Below are 24,483 nucleotides of genomic sequence, written 5' to 3' on the forward strand. Positions count from 1 at the left end.
CTTATGCCACCGCCGCGGTGAACCAATCATTCAGGGCCATCCCATCCTTCGGCACATTCCGCAAGTCACCCTCGGCCGCATCTGCGCCGAACCGGCTCATCGCCTGTGCAAGGTTTGATGCCGCACGCGCGGCGTCGATCGGCAATATGTCGGGCCGCTGTCCCGGCTCGGCAGGGCGCGTAATGCTGCCCTTCGTCGGCTCAAAGCCGAACGCAACATTCCCGATCGTCGCTGTCGTGCCGTTCTCGCGCTTGTACGTCGCGGTCGACAGCGCGAGATTGCGGCCCACCTTGACGCTGTCGGATGTCGCGGACGAGCGAAGGCCGATTTCGGCGATGTCGAGATCGGCGAGTGTCTTGATCTCGTCCGCCTGCGAGATACCGTCGCCGTTGCGATCGGCCCAGACCTTGAGCTCGCCGAACCGCGCATCGGCCTTGTCGAGCTTTCCGTCCTTGTTGCTGTCGAGCGCCGCGAGGCCCTCCCAACTGTTCTTCGCGCCTTCCTTTTCGGACAGGAACGAGAATTCGGAAGGCTGATAAATTACGCCATCCTTGTCGCGGTCGATGACGAGCATGCCGTCGCCGCCCGACATCCAACCGGTATCATCACGAAGCCCGTCGCCGTTCATGTCGAAACGCGCTTTCGACTTGCCGGCCCGCTTGGCCTCGAGACCATCGCCGTCGAGATCGAGAAGGATCGCCGAAAGCATCGAAATGTTCATATTACCGAACGAAAGCGTCGCAGCGTCGGCAATCTGGCCGGCATCGGCCGACAAGGTTCCCTTTGGATCGCGAGGAACCACCCGCACGGTACCCGACGATGCCTGCAGCCGGTAGCCTTTCGCTTTGCCCTGCCAGGCGCTCTGCTGGAATTCGATCTCGGGGAAAATGGAGAGCGGCTTGAATCCGAGGCCCACGTCGAGCAGTTTGCCCGTCTCGCCGTTGGCGCGCGTGAAGCCGCCGGTGTTGTAGACAATATTCTTGCCCGATACCGCCTGCTCACCGGTGGCGACGCCGGTCAACGAGACCGAAACGACGGCGGCCTGCGCGAGGCTGAGCAATTCACCCGCATCGGTCTGGCCATTACCGTTATTGTCGAACCAGAGGCGGAATTCAGCAAAGCGCGCATCGTCGCCGTTCAGCTGGCCGTCCGCATTGCTGTCGAAAGCCGCGAGTCCTTCAAGATCGGTTTTTGCCCCTTCCTTGTCCGCGACAAAGGAGATTTCCTTGATGTCGTCGATCTTGCCGTTTCCGTTGCGGTCGAGCGCGAGGAAAGCGTCGCCCTGTTCGATCCAGCCTGTCTTGTCGGCGATTCCGTCGCCGTTCATGTCGAAGCGGACCTTGTTGTCGGCCATCTCGGTGAGGCTCTTCCCGTCGCCATCGAAATCGAGGACGATCGGCGGAGCGACATTCTCGACATTCGAGGGATCGAAGGAGAGGAAGACGTCGCCGATCGCGCCTGTGGTTCCATCGACCTTCTCATAATCGGTCGTTGCGAAGAGGATATTATCCCCTTCGTCCGAATTGCCGGTGAGAGTCATCGACAGGTTGATCGCACGGATACCCCATTCGCCGAGCGTCTTCATTTCATGGGCCTGGCTGACGCCGTCATGGTTCTCGTCGCGCCATATCAGGAAGCTTGCGAACTGCGCATCGCCATCGTCGAAATATCCGTCACCGTCGCTGTCGTACGTCCGCAGCCCCTCAAGGTCGCTCATCGCACCTTCGGCATCGCCGACGAACGAGATTTCGCTGATATCGTCGATCAAGCCGTTGCCATTGCGATCGAGCGCAAGGAAACCATCGTCAGCGCCTGCCCAGCCCGTCGTGTCGCGTATGCCGTCGCCGTCCATGTCGAACTGGACGGTCGAACCGTCGGCAGGAGTAATTTCGAGGCCATCGCCATCGAGATCGAATACCAGCGGCGGAACCGATGATCCGCGCCTAACGAAGGTGATCTTCATATCGATCTGGGTGGTCTTGCCCCCCGCGACAATATTCAGTTTGAAGTTAGCATCGACACTCGTCGTCTCGCGATAACCGCCAATCTTCAGACCACCTTCCCATTCCCCGTCCCAATCCTGGTTGGGGACATGGAAGCCGATCTGACCGGCGCTGTTGATAGTTATTATCGGCATCGCGCTAGCATTGATCTCGCTGCTGCCACCTGCGACGCTATTGTATTTTTGATAGGTCAGATTGGAGATGGAATAAGAAATAGCCTGGCCTTCGGGATCGTACACGCTGGGCGTGATGTATCGTGTTACCGCCGACGTATTGGCGAGGATCCGGTATTCCGTGTTAGAGATTTTGATCCACGTCCCTTTGGAGCTTCCCGTGATATAGGAGCTATGTGTTACATGCTCGTTCACATCGGTTACACTGACGGTGAGTGTCCCCGTGGCTGTATGCACCCCGTCACTGGCTTTGATCGAAAGATTTTGCGTCGCGAGGGAATAATCACGCACGGGGTAGGTGTATTCAATCGGTTCATAAGTATAGGGATCATAATCATAATAGGTTTCATAGTAGGTGGTCAGTGCTTCAAAATCGACCGAACCGGAGGTCAGATACAAGCGCCCCGTCGAACCTTCGATCGACCAGATGCCGCTCGTGGAGCTACCATTCGCAAACGTCCAGTTCATCGGTGCATTATCGTCCAAGTCGGAAAAATTCATCGCCGATCGAAGATTCACAAAGCCATCGGGATTGTCGAATATTGGATAGGGCGCGTAGGTTCCCTCGGCAATGCTGCCTGATCCGTTCGAAATTGTATGAGGCTCATTTTGATTGACGAGCGAAACAGTAAAGGACTCGTCATAGACGGCACCGCGGGCATCGGTCACCCGGACGGTGATCGAATGGCTTGCGCCGGCTTCATAATTGAGCCCGGTATTTCCAACTAAGAGAAGCCCGTCACTGCGAAGCGCAAACCGACCACCCGCATTGTTGATCAGCGAATAGCTCGCGATATTATTGTCGGGATCCGAGCCGCCAAACCACGCTAGACCGGTGCCAACGCCGATATTTTCGCTGAAGCTCAGCGTCCGGTCGGCCCATATGTCCGTGGGCGTTTCGTTCTTATCTTCTATGTACACATTGTAGGTGAAGGCGTCCGATTCTGCTCCCGCAGCGTCGCGCGCCTTCAATGTCAGCGTGGCAACGCGAATCTCCGCATAGCCATCGCCGTCAGTATCGTAATAGAACCCCGCATCCGTACCTCCGGTACCACGGTAGGCCCGAAGCCAGTCGGCGGAGAAATTGGCGCCAGCGAACAAAAGTTGGCCTGCGCCATTGGTCGTGAACCAACCATTCTGGTTCCCGCCGACGATCACGAGGCTCGGGGTCGTCTGATCGGGGTCGGACACAGAAAAGTTGGCTATGACCTGACCCGAGTGCGGCGTATCGCCCGCTATTGTCTCCGAATACAGCGTCTGGTTCGCCAGCGAGAGATTGTTCGGCCGTTCATTGACGTCAGAAATGTAAACTCTGAGAGCGGTAACTCCAGAGGTCAACGCGCCGTCACTGGCTTGGAGATAGACGTTGGCAATATGCGCATCGAGGCGTCCGTCGCCGTTAAAATCGGTGACCAAGTAGCCGGCCGCCTTCGCCCATTCGAAGTTGAAATCGAGCCCCGGATTGAAGCGTACGACGTTACCGTCGATATAGAACCAATTGTTCGGATTGCCGCCGCTCGCGAACTCCAGTGTGGGAACCGTTCCGTCAGGATCGCTCATAGGGAAAGCCGCGACGCCAACATGGGCGTTGGCGGGGTTCGAGCCTAGGCCAGTTTCATCGAAGAAGGACAAGACAGTCGCACCGCTATTCGGCGCATTCGGCGTCTCGTTAAGATTGCCTACACCAACAGCGATCGTCTGGTCGCGATATTCCCCGAAACTGTCAGTGACCCGAACCGTGATGCTATGCGATGTGCTCGCTTCATAATCAAAATTTGCGCCGGTCGCCGTGATCAGCCCGGTCACCGAATTGATCGCGAAGCGCCCGCCGGCATTGTTGATGAGCTGGTAGCTGTACTCGAGCTTCTCGATGGTCGGCTGGTACCATTGCGCGCTGTAGCCCGCATTACCCTGATTGTAGAAGCTGAAGAAGCGCGCACCGGTCTCGGAGGCGCCCGCTCCGAAACGATAGGTATATGTATAGGCGACTTTCTCTCCGGTTACGGTGTCGAACACACCGCCGTAGGTCTCGTTGCCGATAAGCGCTGTGCCCGATGGGAGAACATAGCCCTCGACGCGGTACCAGCGATCCTGAACGAAGCCGCTCGAGTTTCCGTAATAGAAATAGGGATTGCCGTTGGGCTGACCGTCCCAGGCATTCTCGATGTTTCCATAGGTCCCGAAATAGAGGCTATGCCCCATATTATTCTCGGGTTTAAAATAGATCGTGAACTTGTAGGCCTTGCTCGTGTCGGCAGCGCCGACGCTGAGCCAGGGAAGTCCGCCACCATGCGGATCTCCCGCATTGCCGTCCTGCCCGGTTTCGACGACCTGCACCGAGCCGCCAAGCGGACCCGTCGTCGTAACGAGCCGCTCTTCTCCCCAACCACGAAAAGGCAGTTGGGAGAGGTTGGGCGGAAGCAGGTTGCGGTCGAGCGAATCCGGATCGATGACTGCCGCCGTTCCAACGGCTTTACCGGTCGGGTTATTCGTGGGGGTATATTCGTAAACCCAAGGCGTCGCACTCGTGCCGAGCCCGCGAACGGAAATGCCGGTCGGCGCCGCATTGATGACGAGCTTGAGATTGACCGGCGCACTGACCGCCGTCTGGCCATTCTCCGTAGCGCGCGCGGTTGCCGTGAGATTGAGATCCTGGCTCCAGCCCGCGGGCGCATGCACCTTCAGGTTGGAGAGCTGAGCTGGCGTAAGCCTCCACGCCCCGCTGCCACTGTCATAGCTACCCGCGCTCAGCGACACGCCCGTCGGAATGCCGGTGATCCAGATTTGATGAGTTTCCGATCCATCTAGGTCCGGAAAGCTCGATCCGAGATTGAGCGCAATGCCCCCGGCATAGCCCGATGTGCCGCCCACGCTCGTGAATTGCGTGATCGTCGGTGTGTCGGCTACACCGCTGACGACGATATCGAACTCCTGCGTCGATGAGACGCCGCCGGCGTCGGTGGCAGTCACGCGGATGCGCGCGGTACCGCTCGCATTGGCGAGCGGATTGACGATCATCGAACGAACACCGTTCGCATCAGCGGCGCCGAAACTGATCCGCGCGTTGGTGACGACGTCCGTTCCCGAGATCACCTGCGCCGACAGCTGGATCTGCGCATTGGGGGTGATGTCGTCGGTCGCGGTCACGACGATCGTCTTCGCGCTATCCTCGCCAGTGGACTGGGTCGCGATCACCGAGAGGGCCGGCGCTGCGTTGGTTCCCCAATGCGTTGCCCAGTTCGCGCGGTAGGTGAGGTCGGCCATCAGCGTGTCGCGTTCAGCCGTCGTTGAGGGCTTCGACTTCGTCGCCATCAAATCAGCCAGCGCTTCGATGTTGAGCGTGCGGCTGAACCGGGTACCTGCGACGATGAAGTCGATCTTGTGATTGGCGCGGCTCGCGGGGGGCGCGTCGACATACCAGTTGACGATCTGCACGCTCGACGTCGTGTCAATGACCGAGATCTTGAGATCGTTACCGATACGCTCGAACCAGAGGTCCTGATCGTTGATCGCGCCCATGGCGTCCTGGAAACCGATCACGTCGATGTCTTCACCCGACGGGTCATAATTCTGGATCGTGTCGGCACCCGAATTGCGATTGATGATATAGGTGTCGTTATCGATACCACCGTTGAGGATATCGTTCCCTTCGCCGCCGTCGAGCATATCGTCGCCCGATTCGGCGAAAAGCTGATCATTGCCCGCGCCGCCGAGCAAAATGTCATTGCCCGTTCCGCCGTAGATAATGTCGTCGCCAGCGCCCCCGATCAGCGTATCGTCGCCGTCGTCTCCGCTCAGCGTGTCATTGCCCTCGCCGCCGTCGAGCGAATCGTCGCCTAACCCACCACTGATGTTGTCGTGGCCGCCCAGACCGTAAATGGCGTTCGCGGCCTCGCTGCCGATAATCATATCGCCGAAGTTGGTTGCGACGAGGTTCTCCACGTTGGAGATCATGTCGCCGTACATGTAGCGCGCCGCTGGTTCGTTCGCCGCATAGTAGGCGTCGTAGCTGCGCGTCAAATCGACGTTGATCCCGCCGTTCGTGAAATGATCGTAGCGAACAGTGTCAATGCCGTCGCCACCGTCATGACGGTCCCAGAAACCCACGCCTTCGCCGCCGTCCTCGTCGATGACGAACGTGTCATTGCCTGCATCGCCGTAGGTTAGGTGATTGCCCGAGCCCGCGATGATCACATCGTCGCCATCGCCGCCTGAAATAACGCCATTCGGATAATAATCTGAGCCCGAGCCGCTATAAATGGTGTCGTTGCCGGCGCCACCATAGAGCTGGTCTTCGCCACCTTCACCGTGAATGATGTCGTCGCCGTCACCGCCTTCGATCAGGTCGTTACCGGCCCCACCGTAGATGAGGTCGTTTCCGCCGTATCCATAGATCAGGTCGCACCCCGCCTGACCCGTCAGCGTGTCGGCGCCCGCCGCCCCTTCAAGCACATCGTCACGATCAGCGATCGCGAGGACGAGCGTGCGACTGATCGTAAAGGGTGCGCCGCTCTGGTCGGTCGCAGTAATTTCAACCGACACGCTGGGTGTAGCCTCGAAGTCGATCGACGCACCCGCTTTGAGCCAGAGCGTGTTGCCGACAAGTTCGAACCGCGAGTCGTTGATCGCGAGGCTATAGGTGGAGTAGGGGAAACCCGCAGTGTCAGGATCGGCGACCGACAGCGTTCCAAGCGCAATCGCAGGACGCGCCTCACCCGAACCGATGCGGTCACGCTCAACAATATTTGCAACGAGCGGCAACCAGTCGAGGCTGATCGGGACCTCGTTAACATCGCCAATGGCAATCGTCACCGCGCTCTGCGCCTGATTATATCCCGGTTCGCCGGCATTATCGTGTGCAACGACCTGATATAGCTGCGATGGCGATGCGGCTTCGAAATTCAGGCCACCATGGACGCGGATCTGCCCGGTCAACGCATCGATCTCATAGCGTCCATCCGCCGAAATCGCCGAGGCGCTCGCGCCATCCCAGAAATAGTAGCGCTGCGACGCAAAGGCGCCCGACTGGTCGAGATCGGTCGCGGCGACGGCGCCCACGAGAGTACCGGTCGCAGCATTTTCACTCACTGCAAAGCCATAGCTCGCGGACAGGGCGTTCGCCTCATTGGCATCGCCGACAGCGATGCTGAAATCCTGCTCGCGCCACGCGCCATGGCCATCGGTCACGCGCACACGCACGATATGCGAAGCGGAGGCTTCGAAATTGATCGCGCCGGGATCGGCTACGATGAGCTGGCCAGCGGCGTTGATCGCAAAACGTCCGCCAGCATCGCCGACGAGCGTATAGGTCAGCGTATCGCCTTCGACGTCGACGCTCTCGAACTCGCCGATGATCGTACCCGGCGCCACGACGGCGCCCGGCACACTCTCGGATATAGTCAGCGTTCCGCCACCCTTGATCGATATGGTGCCGGGCGCATCATTGACCGCCGCGATCGAGACATTCACAGTCAGTTCGACCGAGTGACCATTCGCATCGGTGACGATGACGACAAAGCTGTCGGTTCCGGTGGCATCGGCATTCGGCGTGTAGGTCAAGGCGCCCGTCGCCGGATCGAAACTCGAGATCACGCCCTTTGCGGGCTCCGACCCGGACTTCAGCTGATAGCCACTGATGTCATTGTCATGGTCGACGACACCGTAATTGCCGTCGATCACGATCGCGACATCCTCGGTCGCCGTGATCGTCCGTGCCGCCGTCGGCGCGATCGGCTTGGCCTTGCCACCCTCATGCCAGTAGCGAGCCTGCACGTCGGCGATCGCCTGCGGTACTGTAGCAGGCACCGCAGCAGAGGCAGCAGTCATCGCCGCGATCAGGCTCAGTGTGTCGGGATGGTCGAGGAAGATTGCATGCGTCGATGTCTGGATCGACTTGATCCGGCTCGGTGACGAGGCCGCAAAGAACCCCGATACGGTCAGGACCGTATCCTCGCCGATCACGCCAATCTTGAGATCCGACCCAGACTGCGTCAACCAGATCTGCCGGTGATCGATACCCGTGTCGAAACCAATGATGTTGGTTCCTTCCGCATCGATAATGACGTCCGCGCCATCGTTGGATTGCACGAAATAATAATCGTCACCCGCGCCGCCGTGCAACGTATCGTTGCCAGTGCCGCCGCCGAGGCGGTCGTTGCCGTCACCGCCGGTCAGATTGTCGTTACCCGCTCCGCCGTAAATTTCATCGTCGCCGATGCCGCCATCGAGGATCGTATCATTGCCGTCGCCGCCCAGAAGCTGGTCGTTGCCCCCTTCGCCGCGGAGCTGATCGCCACCGCCACCGCCGACGAGGATGTCGTCATCGGCGCCGCCCCAAAGCTGGTCGTTGCCGTCGCCCGCCGAGATATTATCCTCGCCCGCGTCGCCGCGGAGGATGTCATTGCCCGAACCTGAAATCAGGACGTCGTCACCGCCTTTACCGTCGACGACATTGTCGCCGTCGAGGCCGTCGATGATATTGGCGCCGCCATCGCCGGTGATCGTATCGCCGCCCGTCTGCGAGCCGACGACATTCTCGATACCGAATAACGTGTCGCCTTGGGCATGACCGCCCGACTGCGCGGTCGTAATCCCTAGGTCGATCGTAACCGCCGACGAATTGACATAACGCACCGTATCGCCGGTCCCGTCCGCCGCATTGCCGCCGCCATCAAGCCGGTCGGCGCCTGCGCCACCTTCGAGCACGTCGTCGCCGTCTTCGCCATAAAGCTGGTCATCGCCCGCGAGACCGCTCAGCACGTCGTCGCCCGCGCCGCCGTAGAGAAGATCGTTCGCTACGCCGGTCTGGCCGACGATCAGGTCAGATTCGGCCGTCCCGCTCAGCGCAGCGCCGCTGGTCGCCGACAGGATACTCGCGAGCGACACCGAAAGCCCGTCATGGAACTGGAGTGTCTCGACCCGACCATAGGCGGTGAAGTGCCCCTCGATCGTGATCTGGGTCGCTGCCGAGCCGCCGTACCGGACAATGAGATCGGCACCATTGGCGTCCGGCGTGCCGCTGGATGCGCGAATGAAGGTCAGGTCGGTGAGACTGATGCCCGCGGTGAACTCGATCGTGTCCTGATCGCCTCCACTAATGCTCGTATCGAACTTGTCGCGCGTGACCTGCTGACCGTTCGTCTTCGCAAATCCGCCGAGCCAACCGGCGGCATTCCACGCCATCGGCGCGGGCATGGCCGTGCCAGCAGCATAGCTGAAGAGCGCATAATTATAGACGAGCTCGTCCCCGGGACCCCGAATTTCGAGCCGCCAATAATATTTGCCGCTCGTCGACGGAGACCAAGTGTTGGTCCATGTCGTCGAATAGCCGTCAGCCAAAACGCCGGCCGCCGTCACCGCCTCCTCGACGAGGAACGCACCTTCGCGGATCGTGTCCGCACCGCTCGTCGCGCTCCAGACATAGGTGTCGTCGCTTGCGCCGCCCATCAACGTGTCGGCACCGGCACCGCCGGTGATTTCATTCTCGCCTTCGTCACCGCCGATATTGTCGGCCCCCGAACCGCCTACGATATTCTCAATCGAATCATATTCGTCGCCGGCAGCATCGCCCGTGATCGCTGTCTGGAAAGACAAGCGAACGCGCACTGCGCCGGATGCCGACGCATAGGACGCGCTATCCGTCCCCGAACCGCCGATCAGAATATCCCTGCCGGGACCGCCTTCCAGGATATCGTTTCCGGCGCCCCCGTAGAGAACATCGTCGCCCGCTTCACCGCGCAACGTGTCGGATCCGCTGTTCCCAGCGATGATATCGTTTCCACTGCCGCCTGCGACGAAGTCGTCCCCGGCACCCGCGGTGATCCAGTCGGCGAGGACCGTGCCGCTTAGCGGGGTGGTCAGCGAGCCATCCACGCCATCAGTACCGGCGATCAAATTCGTATCACCCGGAGCAATATTGAGCATCCCGGTCGCATAGAAGCTCAGCGTCTCGATTTGGCCTGGCGACAGGTACCAGTCCTTGATCGTGATGCTGTCGGTTACCGCGCTGGTGTCGCTGACCTCCGCGCTGTCCTTCGATATGGCCATGACAAGGTCGTTCCCGACCTTGCGGAGGATGACGTCCTGTATATTGATGCCGAGCGCGAACTCAATCATATCAGAGCCGCTGTTCGCCGCGATCGCCGCGCCCGCAGGGGGATTGAAATATTTGAGCGTCCCGGACGCGCTGTCGTAATCGAACCGGCCAACCCATTGAAAATCCGGCTCGGTCGCCGTTCCGAAATTCTTACGCAAAATAGCGCCGCCCGGCCCCGTTACCTCGCCCGTCGCCGTGTTATAATTGATGCCGGCCGCAGTGTTCCAGTTGCCCGAAGTGGACCAAACTACATCCCAATGGTCGGTCAACTCGTCCAGATACATGTCCCGGCCATCGCCGCGCGCGAACTTGAAGATATCGTCGCCCGCGCCGCCGATCACCACGTCGCCATCACCGCGACCGCCCGACAGGACGTCGTTGTCCGCCCCGCCATAAATGTCGTCGGCTCCGGCATCGCCCGAAATCGCATCGTCGCCCGCGCCGCCGATCAGCTCGTCGACGCCGGTTCCGCCGATGATCAGGTCACGGCCTTCATCGCCCCAGACTTTGTCGTTCCCCGAGGCGCCGTTGCCGATATCGTCGCCCGCCAGGAGGAGCAGTTGGTCGTTGCCTTCGCCGCCATAAACGAAGTCGTTGCCGTCGGTTCCGATCAGCAAATCATCGCCGAAACCGCCCACAATGAAGCTGCGAATATCGCCGATGCGGATTTCGTTGCCGTCGGCGAACTTCAGCCACTCGACACGCTTGAACGCGTTCGAAAACCAGCCACGAATCGTCAGCTGGGTTCCGCTGAAACTCTCAACACCCTCCTCGTCGGTCTGCATCACCTCGATGATCAGGTCGTCGCCCGGCATCCCGCCGTTTTCGGACCGCTTCAGCCGAATGTCGCCGATATCGATGCCGGCCCCGAATACAACGGCATCCTCGCCGCCCGCAATTGTGCCCTGCTCGACGCCAGGAGCCGAACCGTTCCAGTCGGGACGGATTGCAAGGCCCGATCCGGGATCGGTTTTCCACGTCTCAATTCCCAGTATGCGGTCAAACATCGCGTTGCCGCTAAAGAAGGGTACAGGCGCGCCTGACGCATCTTCCTCGACAATGTCCGCACCGTCGCCGCGGCGAAGCAGATACTGATCAGCGCCCGATCCACCCTTGAGGTCGTCACCATCGCCCGCGCCGCCGGACAGGATGTCGTCTCCGGCACCGCCCGTGATGATATCCACACCATCGCCGCCTTCGAGCCAGTCGGAACCCTCGCGACCGCGGATAATATCGTTGCCCGCGCCGCCATCGAGATAATTGCCGTCGCCGCCAAGCTTGATGCCGTCCTCAGCTCCAGCATCCAGTGTATCGTCGCCGCTGCCACCAAGAAGCCAGTCGTCCAAACGTCCGCCATAAAGGACATCTTGTCCCTTACCACCGAATACCGTGTCACCGAGGTCGGACGCATAAATAGCATCGTCTCCGTCGCCTGCGTCGATCAAGGCAGCGATAGGAATCGTTATCGCCGAACCATCGAAGGCCGTGGCGTTGACGGTCAATCCCGTGTTTACGGCGTTGATCGAGGATTGGAGGACATTGCCCGAAAGCTTGATAATGTCCGTCGCGGCTGTACCAGAAATCACGGTTTGTCCCGCAACATCAATGGTGTCGCTTAGTGAGAATGGACCGTAATCGATAATTCTTTCAACGATCTTGCTGTCGGTGGAATAGTTAAGTTTGAACTGGAAATCAGCCAGAGCTACATTTGCCGCCGAGCGTAGATATTCCCATCCGCCGAACCAGTCACTGGCACCGCGACGACGAAGCCCAAGCTCCTGAGCGTGCGTCAGTGTGAACATCAGCTCGGCCGCTAGAACTGTATCGGCGTTGGCAGACGCCATGCGGTTAGCCAAGTCGAAGTTGTACAAATAATTCTGAAGTGAGCTGGCAGTCGCAAAACCGCCAGTTAGGACCGACATATCTAGCTTCGTGTAGTCTCCCGATATACTTTCAATATAGTTATAGAAAGCTCGTTTTTGATATACGTTACCCCCTAACAATTTAAATTGCGCGCTCGACATGGCTTGCAGTGCGCCATAGTTAATGAGGCCTGACATTCCGTCAGCCCCAGTGAACCGCTTCGTTATCGCGCCTTTGTCTTGCGTTGAATATGGTCTATAAACGTAATCCTGCTTGCGCATTCCATAATTGCCGGCTTGAACGGCAGCCGGATTCTCGAGTCGACCGCCCGTCATATCAAGGACGGCATTGAGCATGTCCGCAACGGATCCAGCTGCAGCCTCTGCGGCGTCTTTAGATCCTCCCTTCCGCGCATAGAGATTGGTTACAACGAACCGATTCGAAGCATCGTCCCAGCTAGTGTCGGCGCCCGACCTCGGCGTACCGCCGAATAGTGATCCGATCAGGCCACCGAGAAAATATCCGACGAAGGCGCCAACTGCGGCCCCCACGGGGCCGCCAAACCCACCCAGGGCCTGCAAGAGCTTGGGCACCAAGGCCTTGAGAACTGTCCCTGCGAAAATCGAGCCGGCGGCCGATCCGATGGCCGATCCGATCTGTCCCCCTACGCTGTCAAATGTGTAGATCGTGCTCGCAAGCTTGGTGCCCACAAAGGAGCCTGCTGCATTTGCCAGTCCGGGGCCAATGTCGGCAAACGGGTTCGGTGCATTGGTCAGAATGTTTTGGGCTATCGTACTAATGACGTTGCCGGCGGCGGACTGCAGCACCTCACCCGCGATTCCGTCGACGCCAGCTGCAGCGACTATCTGCGCAAGAAGATAAGAGGATGCGCTGCCAATCAGATTACCGGCGAACTCGGTCCCAATATTGTCAAGCACTGGCAGGCTCGACAATGGAAGCTCACCCCATGCCCCCCCATTTCGCAAAGACTCAAAAAGATTCTCAAGGACCGTTCCAAAGGTCGCACTTAATGCGATTCCTAGCGCCGCGTCATTGCCGGCTATACGGGATCCGAGAATTGACCCGATGGAGTTACCTAGAGAGCCAAACTGTTCAATAGACTGATATTTATCAACCTCGTATTGATAAAGTTGCTTATGCACCCCTATTGGAAGCTCACTCCTGACGACACCCGCCTCATCCGGAGTTTCAGTATTTGTGAAATCATCATATTCGTCCCAGACACGTTCGATGATGAGCTTGTCATCGATAATCTTTTCACGAAGGACCTTACCTTCCGGATTGATATACTCAATCCCTATCCGGCCATCGTCATACTGCGTGAACCGGATCGATAGCTCAGCGCTAACGTGATAAATTGACTTACTGAAATCGCAAAGTGCTTCGTTATGAACGCGATATCCACTCGCAACAAATGTCGGAAAAGGCGCAACCGAAATACTAAACACCCCGCCACCGTCTGCGGGAGAAACGTTCGCAACATGAGCAGCGCCCCCGTCGGACTGCACGAGACAGTCCCCGACGGCCGCCTGATCGGCCGGACGAAATTTCCCGTCGGCGAATAGAAGCTGATGGTCAGGAGTGCAAACGAGATCATCGATCCGAAGCATACTGGACGCCTGTAGCGCCCTCTTACCAACGACCTTGCCACTAACCAGTGGGCCCGTCGGATCGGTGGGATCATAGCACAGGATAGCGTCGCCTAGGGCCAATTCTTCAATGGACTTGGCAATCCCTTCACCAACGAGAACTTGCGTGCCCGCAGGGAAGCAGGTTGGCTCATTGGGGCGCGCGCCTACCGATTCTCGCAGCAGAGCGGCATCGATTGCAGCATCGACGATCCGCTTCTGCGTAACCGCGGATGCCAAGTTCCCAGCTTCCAATGCTCCGAGGCGATTGGCATCCGTTGGATCGAATTCAACCACAAACGCCTGGTAAAGATTGACGATGTCATTTTCCTGCGGCTCAGCGCCCCGTCGAATTAGCTCGCCGACAAATGTTCGCAGGACTCGATTGAACTGGCTAGCAAAGGTTCCGCCGAAATTTCCCGTAGCCGATTTTAGCGCGTTAACAAGAGAAGAAGGAAGAATGCCGTTGAAAAGGCTCTCATTAAAGCGGCCATAATTTGAATGATTTAGTACAAAATCACGAAATACTGGATTACTCGTGGTTTCATCAAAGCCATTCCTAGCTGCAATCAGCCGGTCTATATACGAAGGATCATTCGCCAATGCGGCAGAAAGCTCTCTCGATATATCATAGTCCAGCCAATAGTAATTGTTTCGCTCATACTCTCCAGCGAGTATTCCAGTGAGAAGTTCAAACCTTTCATCATTTACGGTATTGATTATCAAATCGTTGCTGAACAATTCGCGTCTTGCAAACGGAATTAGAAGATTATCGCCCTGAAACAATAGATTATCGATATCACCCTGCGAAGAAAGCAGCGCAATATTCAAGACGCCGTCTGGTGTACTAAACTCACCCAAACCATCGATATCGGACGTCCCGACGCTGACATTGATGGGCCCAACCTCATTCAGACCCGCCTTTAACGCTTCATCGAGACCAAATTTAATCAGCTCCGCTGCCGCCGCAGCTCGTTTAGCAAAGCGGAGAGCCACGATAGCCTTGCCAAATGGCATAGCATTAGCGCCAAAATTGAACAGACTCTGACCGCTACTTCCGTCATAGCCATCGGCGATACCCGTAGAGCGCGTGGGGATTAGGGTTTCAAATGACGTAACCGACGCGATATCGAACGGGGAGTAATTCCAGCGAATACTATGATCAAGCGTTAACGATGTTCCGCTAAATAATGATCCAGAAACCCTGAGTGGCGACACAAAATTGTTTGCAGCATCGATCAGTTGCTGATCAATTGGAATCGAGGAAAATGTTATAGATGGAGTACCAGTTACAGCACTAAACAAATTTGCGACTGTTCCTCCATTGTATCCCCCCGTAACAACAAAGTTAGCATCAGGGTCTATTGCCCGAATTTGTTGCTGTAGCGATGCGATGGATACCATTGCAGCGCGCGTGGCGTAATCTAGATTGCCATTTACGTCGTACGGTTGACCCGATAATAGCTCCCCGTTGCCGACCGACAGAACATAAACATGACGATCACTGGTGCTCTGGAAAGCCATCACAACCTGGCGTAACGCGCCTTGCGTAGTATTGATCGGGTTGCCGGGAAGCGCTATCGCATTAATGTCTCGCAGCGCATTGACGTAAATGCCATCTAGGCCTCTAATTTTCGCGACGTTCTCAAAGGGGGTCGTCAGCTTCACCGAGACTGGATTGGCTGTCTCGAGATGGTTGAAGGACGATAGATTTATCGAAACCCGGGAAAGAGCACGAAGATCGCGGGCATCAAGCTTAAATGACGATTTATCGCTCACTGCTCACTCCATTCAAGCGGGGGATTAAAATAAAGAATCTCAACGTCGCCAAGCATCAAGTAAAGTATGTTCGAGTCATCCATGTAATATCCCGAGTTATTTCCTGCGGGAATATCAATTTCGGCACCAGAGGTCGTCTTTATAGAAACCTTCTGGACACTTTTAAGCCAAAATTCGGTTGAATTAGCTTCAACGATAAAGTCCATTTTGCGGATATTTTTGACTTGAACATTGTCGCTCCGGACATAGGAAGCAGCGCTTCCAATGGGGTCAGCGAACGACCAATGTCCCGATGCAAGATTTAGAGCAGGGCGAGATAAAGAAAATTGGATACTGTTCTTTGGTAATGCTGATGAAGCCGTATCTGCGCTCGAACATTTATCTAGAGGAGTGCCACGCTTACTGAAGAAAGCTTCTCCGTCTGGACTATGCTTCAAGGCGCACAGATTCACCGAGCGGACACCTGGAGAAATCGTAGGGCCCAATATTTTTTCAAACTCAGCTCGCGCCGAAGCGCTCGTCAGTCTGACCGACGCCCTTAAAACTAGCGGAGATATCAGCCGGATTGACTTGCCACTCCTGTTACCAAGTATCGTTCTGATATCATCGGCCACAGGAATAGTCCGCTTTTGATACTTGATTTCCGTCGCCAACGTCGGTGAGCTTCCGAACGAATAATCGGTCAACGGCGGATAATTCCTATACTTCCTATGGGCTTGCAATGAAGCCGCCTCAACGACATCGATCATGGCAGGTCGATCTACGTTATCGATCCATATGAGCAACGGTACTTTCTGCCACTCGGGATCTGTTGCGGCTCGCGGGTCTGGCGAACATAACGTATCGCTGTCTTTTCCGACGGCCGTGCCGACAAGCCCCTGCCGGTTCGGCGCAATATGCAACAGACCGCTAGCCGACGGGCGGTAGACAGCGGCCTCGGGAAGTGGAGACGCCTGCAGGACGCATAAAAAGCGAAACTCCGCGTCCACGTCGCGCCCCGCACCACGCAGGCTAATACGAGTTTCCTGCTGGAGGGCCGTGGGTTCTATATCGCCTGCACAACTCGAGACGGTCACCATACCGGACAGCAAGGCGACAACCAAAGCCACGCGCATTATGTATGCTCCTCCGAATCGAGGACCATAGAAACTTGATCTGAACGGGCCAGGATCGAGCACAGAAAAACTCTGAAATCCCTCAATTCGAGAGCGCTCGAATCACCAGCCAGACAGATGCCCCCATCTACCTCAATATCCTGTGACAATCTGATTTCGGGAGCGCCGTCAACTATTGATCGATGCCATTCCGAACGCGTTGCGAAAATTTCGCGAAAAACCGTCGCATGGGGTCAATTTATCTTTCCCGTCCGGCCTGAGAAATACTTGTCTGAAGTGGACTGATTAAATAACTAACTATTCGCCGTGTGCCTGTCTTAACATCAACCGTTGCGGCCAACCCCGGCGCCAGCGCGTAACGCCGCCCGTCGGCGTCAACGAAGCTGCGGTCGAGCGTGACCGTCACAATGTAGACCAGCCCCAGATCCTTGTCCTGCACCGCGTCGCGGCTGATCCGTGCGACGCGGCCGGGAACCGCGCCATAGCGCGTGAACGAAAAGGCCTCGAGCTTCACCGCGGCTTCCTGCCCGGTACGGATGAACCCGATGTCCTTGTTGAGCACCTTCGCCTGCACCTCGAGCGCGCCGCGTGCGGGGACGACGGTCATCAACGGTTTTGCCGCCTCCACCACGCCGCCGACGGTGTGCACCTCGAGATTCTGAACCGTGCCGTCGACCGGGGCGACGAGGCGCTGGAAGCGGTTCATCTGCCGCGCCTTGGTGACCTCCTCGCGGCGCAGGATCGCCTCGCCTTCGGCCTTCGCGAGGTCGGCGAGCGCGGTGCGCAGCGCCGTCTCGCGCGTCTCGCGGATCTGCTCGCCAGCCTTGCGCGCCTCGGCCTCGCCCCGCGCGATCTGCGTGAGCGCGACTTCGCGCTCTCCCGCTTCAGCGCGACGCTGGCGCTGCATTTCGAGCAGGCGCTGCCCCGGCGCATAGCCCTTGGCATCAAGGCGGTGCATCCGCTCGATCTGCCGGTCGAGGATCGGCACCGTGTCCGCCAGCCGTGCAGCATTGGCGCGTGCGGCGTTGGCGTCGGATAGCGCGGTCGCACGCGCCGACGCGAGGCTCGCGGCCGATGCCTCGATCTCGGCCAGTTGTGCAGCGATCAACCGGCGCTGGGTATCGGCGATTTCGGGAGGCGTACCTGAGGGCGCGACGAAGCGGAGCCCCTTGCCCGACAGGGCATCGGCAATTGCTCTATTGCGCGCGATTTCAAGCTCCGCGGTGGCGAGCGCCTTTTCGGCGGCGGCAAGGTCGGCGCCGACGATCGTCGGATCGAGATCGAGCAGCGCCTGTCCTTTGCGGACGGCATCGCCGTTGCGAACGTAAATCGCGCGCACTACGCCTGTGCCGGGCGACTGGACGAGCTTGATATTGCCCGTTGGGATCAGTGTTCCAGGTGCTGAAGCGACGACATCGACCCTGCCGAACACGGTCCAGACGATCGCGATGGCGAGCCCGATCATCGACGCCCACGCAACGACCCGCCCGGTCGGTGATACCGGGCGCTCGGCAACCTCGAGCGCGGCGGGAAGGAAATCGGCCTCCTCGGTCGGAATGAAACCCTTGCGACGCTCGCGATCCGCGCGGATCGCTTCTTTCAGCACGTCCCAATGATGCCGCCAGCCGCTCATGCTGGAATGCCTCCGCTCTGGCGGCGGTGGAGGTCGGCGTAACGTCCGCCCGCGCGCATGAGCTCTTCATGCGTCCCGCGCTCGACGATCTGCCCGCGTTCGAGCGCGATCAGATTGTCGCACTGGCGCACCGCCGACAGCCGGTGCGCAATGATGATCACCGTACGCCCGGCCGAAATCGCTTTCAGGTTGCGCTGGATGATCTCCTCGCTCTCGGCATCGAGCGCGCTCGTCGCTTCGTCGAGGATTAGGATGCGCGGCTGGGTCACCAGCGCGCGCGCGATCGCGAGCCGCTGGCGCTGTCCGCCTGAGAGATTGGTGCCGCGTTCTTCAACCGGTGTGTCGTACCCCTGTGGCAGTTTGACGATGAATTCGTGCGCGCCGGCAAGCTCGGCGGCCGCCATCACATGCTCGAGCGGCATCGCTGGATTGGCGAGCGCAATATTCTCGCGGATCGAACGATTGAAGAGCAGATTCTCCTGCAGCACCACGCCGATCTGACGACGAAGCCACGCCGGATCGATCTGCGCGATATCGACGCCATCGATCAGCACGCGTCCACTGGCCGGCACGTACATGCGCTGGAGCAATTTGGTCAGCGTCGATTTGCCCGACCCTGACGAGCCGACAATCCCCAGCGTCGAGCCCGCCGGAACGTCGAGATTGATGTCCTCCAGCGTCCACGGCCCGTCGAGGCCATAGCGGAACTTGACCGCGTCGAAGCTCACCTCGCCCTTGAGCGCGGGCAGCGCGACGCGGCTGCCGGTACCCGGCTCGACCGGCTGGTTCAGCACATCGCCGAGACGCTCGATCGCGATGCGCACCTGCTGAAAATCCTGCCAGAGCTGCGCCATGCGGATGACCGGCCCCGACACCCGCTGCGCGAACATGTTGAAAGCGACGAGCGCTCCCACCGTCATATCCTTGTCGATCACCGCCTTGGCACCGAAATAGAGGATCAGCACCATGTTGATCTTCGAGATCAGCTGGATGAGCTGGCTACCGGTGTTGCCGAGGTTGATGACCTTCTGCGACGCAAAGCTGTAACCGGCGAGCTGGCGTTCCCAGCGATCCTGCCACTGCGGCTCGACCGCGCCGGCCTTCACCGTCTGGATACCCCCGATGCTCTCGATGAGCAGCGCATTGTTCGCCGCCGAACGCTCGAATTTCTCCTCGATCCGCGCGCGCAACGGGCCGGTGATGAAGATCGCGACCGCGACGTAGCAGGGGATTGCAAGCACCGCGATGATGAAGAGCTTCACCGAATAGAACCACATCACGATTAGGAACACGATCGTGAACAGTGGATCGACGAGCACGCTCAGCGACGCATTGGTCAGAAACTCGCGGATCGTCTCCAGCTGCCGCACGCGCATCGCGACGTCGCCGACGCGGCGCGCTTCGAAATAGGAGAGGTTGAGCCCGAGCAGATGGCGAAAGAGCTTCGCCCCCAACTCGACGTCGATCTTCTGGCTCGTTTCCGAATAAAGCCGGGTTCGCAGCCATCCGAACAGCGTTTCCCAGATCGATACGACCCCGAAGCCGATCACCAGGATCGTGAGCGTATCGAGCGTGTTGTGGACGAGGACCTTGTCGATCACATTCTGGAAGAAGAGCGGCGAAGCGAGCCCCAGGAGATTGATGCAGAGCGTCACCAACAGCACCTCGCCGATGAGTCGGCGATATTTGACGATCTGCGGAATGAACCAGCTGACGTCAAAGGCGCGCGTCACCCCGCCAACTCCCTCGCGCGTCGTCACCAGCAGCAATTCGCCGGACCACATCGCCTCGAGCGCCGCGCGCTCGACCTTGATCACCTGCGGCTGGACGCCGTCGCTGCTTTTGCAGGGCGGCTGGATCAGCGCGTCGTCTTCGCCGACGCGGGCAATGATGAACCAGCCCGCGGGTCCGTTGGCCATGGCGGGGAGCGGCGTCTGCTTGAGCCTGTCCCATGTTGAGCGCACGGACCTCGCGCGCACCTCTTCCTGACGCTTGGCAATACGTTTGAGATCGTCCGCGTCGATCGCGCGGTCGTGCCCGGTGCCGTGGCGCAATTGTGCCGGATCGACCGCGATACGGTGCAGCGCAAGAATCGTTGCGTATGCGATCAGTCCGCTGTCGTCGCGTTCCCGCGAGTTTGCCTCGACGGATGGTTCAGGATTCACTGTCCGCTCTCCCGCGCCGGCGGCATGTTGATGCTGTGTTTCATCAGCCCACGCGGCGGCGCCTCGCTTGCCCCAGGGAGCATCACCGGATCGACCGCCGGCGTGGGCGTCTCGACAGGCTGTGGACGAACTGCCGGTGCGCCAAGGCCATCGATCGCGCGAAAGACAACATCGCTCGGAAGCGCGCCGCGCCGCGCCGCGCGTTTCGCATAGGCCGCAGCGTCATAGGCCGGCGCATTGGCAAGGAGTTGGCGCGCTTCCAAGCGGCCGATATGCCTGAGCAGAATCGCCTGCGCCACGAAGCGGTCGCGCTTGCTCGCGAGCAACGCGATCTCGGTCTCACGCAGCGAGTTTTGCGCATAGAGCACGTCAAAAGTCGAGCGGAGCCCTTCACGATATTCTTCGAGGGTGCCCTCGTAATAGATGCGCGCCGCCTTGAGCTGCAGTGCCTGCGCCTCGGCATTGCGCTCGGCGGTCACCCGCTGATTCCAGGCATTGAGGACCGCCTGAACCATCTGCCGGTGTGTCGCCTCGACACGCAGCGCATCGGCGCTCTGTCTGTTCTTCGCCTGCGCGACGAGTGAGCGCACGCGGCCGCCCGAGACGATGGGAACGGTCAGGGTCGCGCGGCCCGTGAAAGTAACGTCATGCTCGCGCCTGTCGAAGGGCACTGCGGGGCCATTCGTTCCGGCGATGCCCTGGATCGAAAGCTGCGGGTTGCCCTCGGCGCGGGCGGCGGCAATGCGCGCGCGCGACGCCTTCTCGGTCGCGACCGCCGCTGCCAGATCCGGGTTCGAGATTTCTGCAATCGCGAAAGCCTCGTCGGCACTGGCCGGCAAGCCCGGGAAATCCGTTTCCTCCGATAAAATCCCGGGCTCGCGCCCGACGATCGCGACGAAGGCGGCGGTACTCGCTTCGAGTTGCGCTTCGGCCGCATTGTGCTGAACGCGTGCCGCCTGCAACTGCGTCTCCGCCTGCGCGATGTCGGTTCGGGTGAGTTCGCCAGCGTCGCGCCGGGCAACGATCTCGTCGAGCGTTGCTTCGAGGACGCGAACGTTCCTGCCGCGAATGCCAAGCGAGCGCCGGTCACGGCGAACATCGCTGTAGGCAGCGATGAGTTCGACCAGCAGGTCGCCTTCGGCGCCGCGAAGCGACGCACGTCCCGCAGCGCTCGTCGCGACCGCGGAAGCCACCGCGCCACGTACGCGTCCGCCGGTTGTGATTGGCTGGTCGATCACCAGTTGTGTCTGGACGCCGTTTTGCTGGATGTGCGGGTCATTCAGTCGATCCGAAATCGGCCGTCCCGCCTGCGTGATCGAACCGGGCAAAATATAGTCATAGCTGCCTGACAACTGCATCTCTGCTGTCGGCCGGATCCCCGACAAGGCGATACCGATCTCATCGTCGGTCGCGCGCAAATCATAACGGCGCGCGGCAAGTTCCGGGTTGGTCACAAAGGCATCGGCGATCGCTTGAGCCAGGCTGTCGTTCGGCGCGTCCTCAACAAACTCGCCGTCGAGTGGGAGGTCGGGGGCGGGGTAGGCGTCGTGGATGCTGCTCAGGCGCGACTCTTGGGCAGCAGCCGCTGGACCGAGAGCAACTGTTATGAATAACGCGCGGCCAATATTGCGCGCGAGCTTGCGCTTCATATGCGCAAGTCCAGATGCCGCCGTTTACCCAACCCTAAGTGCCCCCGCAGCCGACTCAACAGGTCAGGAGTCGGCCGAGGGCCATTTGATTACAATCACCTGCGAGTCAATCGGTCAATTGATCCATGTTGGCGAGATACTCACCGATCGGTTGTCATCGGCCGCCCAAACTGCGGGGTTACAGTGAGACCTGAAGCGACTTATAACATAGGTGTGCCCGCGAACCCAAGGGCGACGATGTTGAAGCCGCACTAACGGCATCCCCGCGTTCCCGGAGACACCAGTATTATAATTCGCTGGAAGTGGCTATTTGAACGTTGGGGCGATTTGCCCGAGTCTACCGGAGGCGAGCGGCTCCGCTTTGGCGCACGCCTCGGCAAGTATTGCCTACAGGCTAAGAAGAAGGCCGATTGATCGGTGGTAGAATGCGCCCAAAGCGCTCCGTGAGGTTGTCCGCTATCACCCTGTTGGACCAATCTGCTTGCTTGATGCTGCGCCGGCCTCAATTTCGCGATTCCACTGTTTCATGAATCGGTTACGGGTCAGCTTGTCCTGCGCGATGAGCAGTTCAGGACCTACGCGTATTGCTCGCATCGGTGCCGTGGTGCCGCGCAGTTCCATCGGCCGCTCCACGTCGCTGCGCACCGAGGGCATCGCATGGCGGGTAAGCAGCACCTGGCCCTTGGCGGACAACAGAAAATCCAGAAACAACCGCGCGGCGTTGGGATGGCCGGACGTGGTCGGGATCATGGCGATCCGCGACATGACCAGCGTGTAGTCGGCGGGGAACACGACCCCCAGCTCGGGATTGCGAGCCGCCTCGTCCAAGGCATAGGATCCGAGGACATTATAGCCGATCACCGACCGTCCGCTCGAAACATCCTTGATCACCTCTTCGCTAGTCGAAAAAAAACGGGCCCGGTTGGCGCCAAGGCCATGAGCCATCTGCCAGACGTGACCGCTGGTGGCATTGTCCTGCGACAGACAGAGATAGCCGACCGACGATGAAGCGGGATCATAGGTCGCGATACGTCCCTGCAATTCCGTGTCGCGCTGTTCGAGCAACCGGACGAAGTCCATATGGTTGCGCGGGACACGCTCGGGCGACAGCAGCGCCTTGTTGTAGACCATGACAACCGGTTCGGCGGTAACGCCCCAGGCTTGATTCTTCCAGTTCGCCCAATCGGGCAGATTTCCCTTTTCGGGCGAGTCATAGGACTGGGCATAGCCGTCGTTCACGAGCTTGATCTGCATGTCCATCGACGACGAAAGGAGGAGGTCGGGATTTCCGCGCCCGGCCTTTTCTTCGTCCAGAAACCGGTCGCGGACATCGCGGGCGGACAGATCGTGATAGTCGGTCGTTATCCCGGGATAGGCGCGTTCGAATGCAGACAGGAGATCGCGCATGACCTTCCGGTCGGTCGTCGACCAGATGACAAGCCGGCCTTCCTTCGTGCCGTCCTCGACAAGGTTCGCGTAAGAAACGTCGTAGCCCGCGGGAACCCGCGCGGCATAGTCGGTGTCCGGGGAACAGCCACCCGAAAGCCCAAAAATTCCGACCCAGAGCCCGAGGCAACGGACGATGCCGCGTGATTTCATCGGGGCTTTCCCCTTCGCACGTCACTCTCCCTTTAAATCTCCTGTGGACCAATATGCCGAGTTTCGCCAGATTGAAGCGATGGCGAGGATATTGCTTGTCGAAGATGATCCGCCCCTCGCGCGCGGTGTTTCCGCACTGCTGAGGAGCGCGGGGCATTCGGTCGATGTTGCCGAGGACGGCGAAACCGCGATGATGGTCGTCCGCGAGGAACCCTATGCGCTGGTGGTGCTCGACATCGGACTGCCGGACATTTCCGGCCTCGACGTCCTGAATGCGATCCGGCGCGGCGAATCCAAGGTTCCCGTACTGGTCCTGACCGCGCGCGATGCGATCGAGGACCGCATCGCGGGGCTGGACCATGGCGCCGACGATTATTTGCTGAAGCCCTTCGATGCGGGCGAACTCGAGGCTCGCGTTCGCGCGCTGCTGCGCCGCGCGGCGGGCGAGGCGTCGCCGCTGACGACGATCGGCCGGCTGACCATCGATCCTGCTCGTCGTATCGCGGCGGTCGACGGACGGACGCTCGATTTGCGGCGCCGCGAATGGGCCGTCCTCGAACGCCTCTCGGCGCAGACGGGCAAGGTCGTGCCAAAGGAAAGGTTGAGCGCGGAGGTGTTCGGTTACGATGAACCCGTGTCACCGAACGCGATCGAGGTTTATGTCGCGCGCCTTCGCCGCAAGCTCGAGCCCGATGGTCCTGCAATCCGGACAATCCGTGGCCTCGGCTATGTGATCGAACCGCGTTGAAGTCAGCCCGGC

7 protein-coding genes are annotated in these 24,483 nt (G+C 59.3%); 1 reads left to right on the forward strand and 6 read right to left on the reverse strand.

Annotated features, from left to right (window positions below; all coding sequences use genetic code 11):
* Nucleotide 1: 1 nt before the first annotated feature.
* The 6 genes from OVY29_RS16960 to OVY29_RS16985 all read right to left on the reverse strand — a co-directional run bounded on the left by OVY29_RS16960 (nucleotide 2) and on the right by OVY29_RS16985 (nucleotide 23,723).
* Nucleotides 2-15,562, reverse strand: coding sequence for an Ig-like domain-containing protein (locus OVY29_RS16960; RefSeq protein WP_313911779.1), 15,561 nt, complete (start codon nucleotides 15,560-15,562; stop codon nucleotides 2-4).
* On the reverse strand, nucleotides 15,559-16,677 hold the full coding sequence (locus OVY29_RS16965) for a hypothetical protein (protein WP_313911780.1): 1,119 nt from the start codon (nucleotides 16,675-16,677) through the stop codon (nucleotides 15,559-15,561). The genes OVY29_RS16960 and OVY29_RS16965 overlap by 4 nt, the downstream gene beginning before the upstream one ends.
* Nucleotides 16,678-16,915: 238 nt before the next feature.
* Nucleotides 16,916-18,310, reverse strand: a complete 1,395-nt coding sequence (locus OVY29_RS16970) for an HlyD family type I secretion periplasmic adaptor subunit (protein WP_313911781.1) — start codon at nucleotides 18,308-18,310, stop codon at nucleotides 16,916-16,918.
* The gene (locus OVY29_RS16975) at nucleotides 18,307-20,475 is read right to left on the reverse strand and encodes a type I secretion system permease/ATPase (protein WP_313911782.1); all 2,169 of its coding nucleotides are present in this window, start codon (nucleotides 20,473-20,475) and stop codon (nucleotides 18,307-18,309) included. The genes OVY29_RS16970 and OVY29_RS16975 overlap by 4 nt, the downstream gene beginning before the upstream one ends.
* Nucleotides 20,472-22,124 carry a TolC family protein gene (locus OVY29_RS16980; RefSeq protein WP_313911783.1) on the reverse strand — a complete coding sequence of 551 codons (1,653 nt, stop codon included), beginning with the start codon at nucleotides 22,122-22,124 and terminating at the stop codon, nucleotides 20,472-20,474. The genes OVY29_RS16975 and OVY29_RS16980 overlap by 4 nt, the downstream gene beginning before the upstream one ends.
* A gap of 459 nt (nucleotides 22,125-22,583) precedes the next feature.
* Nucleotides 22,584-23,723: an ABC transporter substrate-binding protein gene (locus OVY29_RS16985; protein WP_058815468.1), complete on the reverse strand. Its 1,140-nt coding sequence runs from the start codon at nucleotides 23,721-23,723 to the stop codon at nucleotides 22,584-22,586.
* A 79-nt stretch (nucleotides 23,724-23,802) separates the two neighbouring features.
* On the opposite strand from OVY29_RS16985, the gene OVY29_RS16990 reads away from it, so the two are divergent.
* A complete protein-coding gene (locus tag OVY29_RS16990) occupies nucleotides 23,803-24,471 on the forward strand; it encodes a response regulator transcription factor (protein WP_058815843.1) in 669 nt (222 codons plus the stop codon).
* The last annotated feature ends 12 nt before the right edge of the window (nucleotides 24,472-24,483 follow it).

This window comes from Sphingopyxis sp. SE2 (assembly GCF_032227185.1).
Taxonomy (GTDB): Bacteria; Pseudomonadota; Alphaproteobacteria; order Sphingomonadales; family Sphingomonadaceae; genus Sphingopyxis.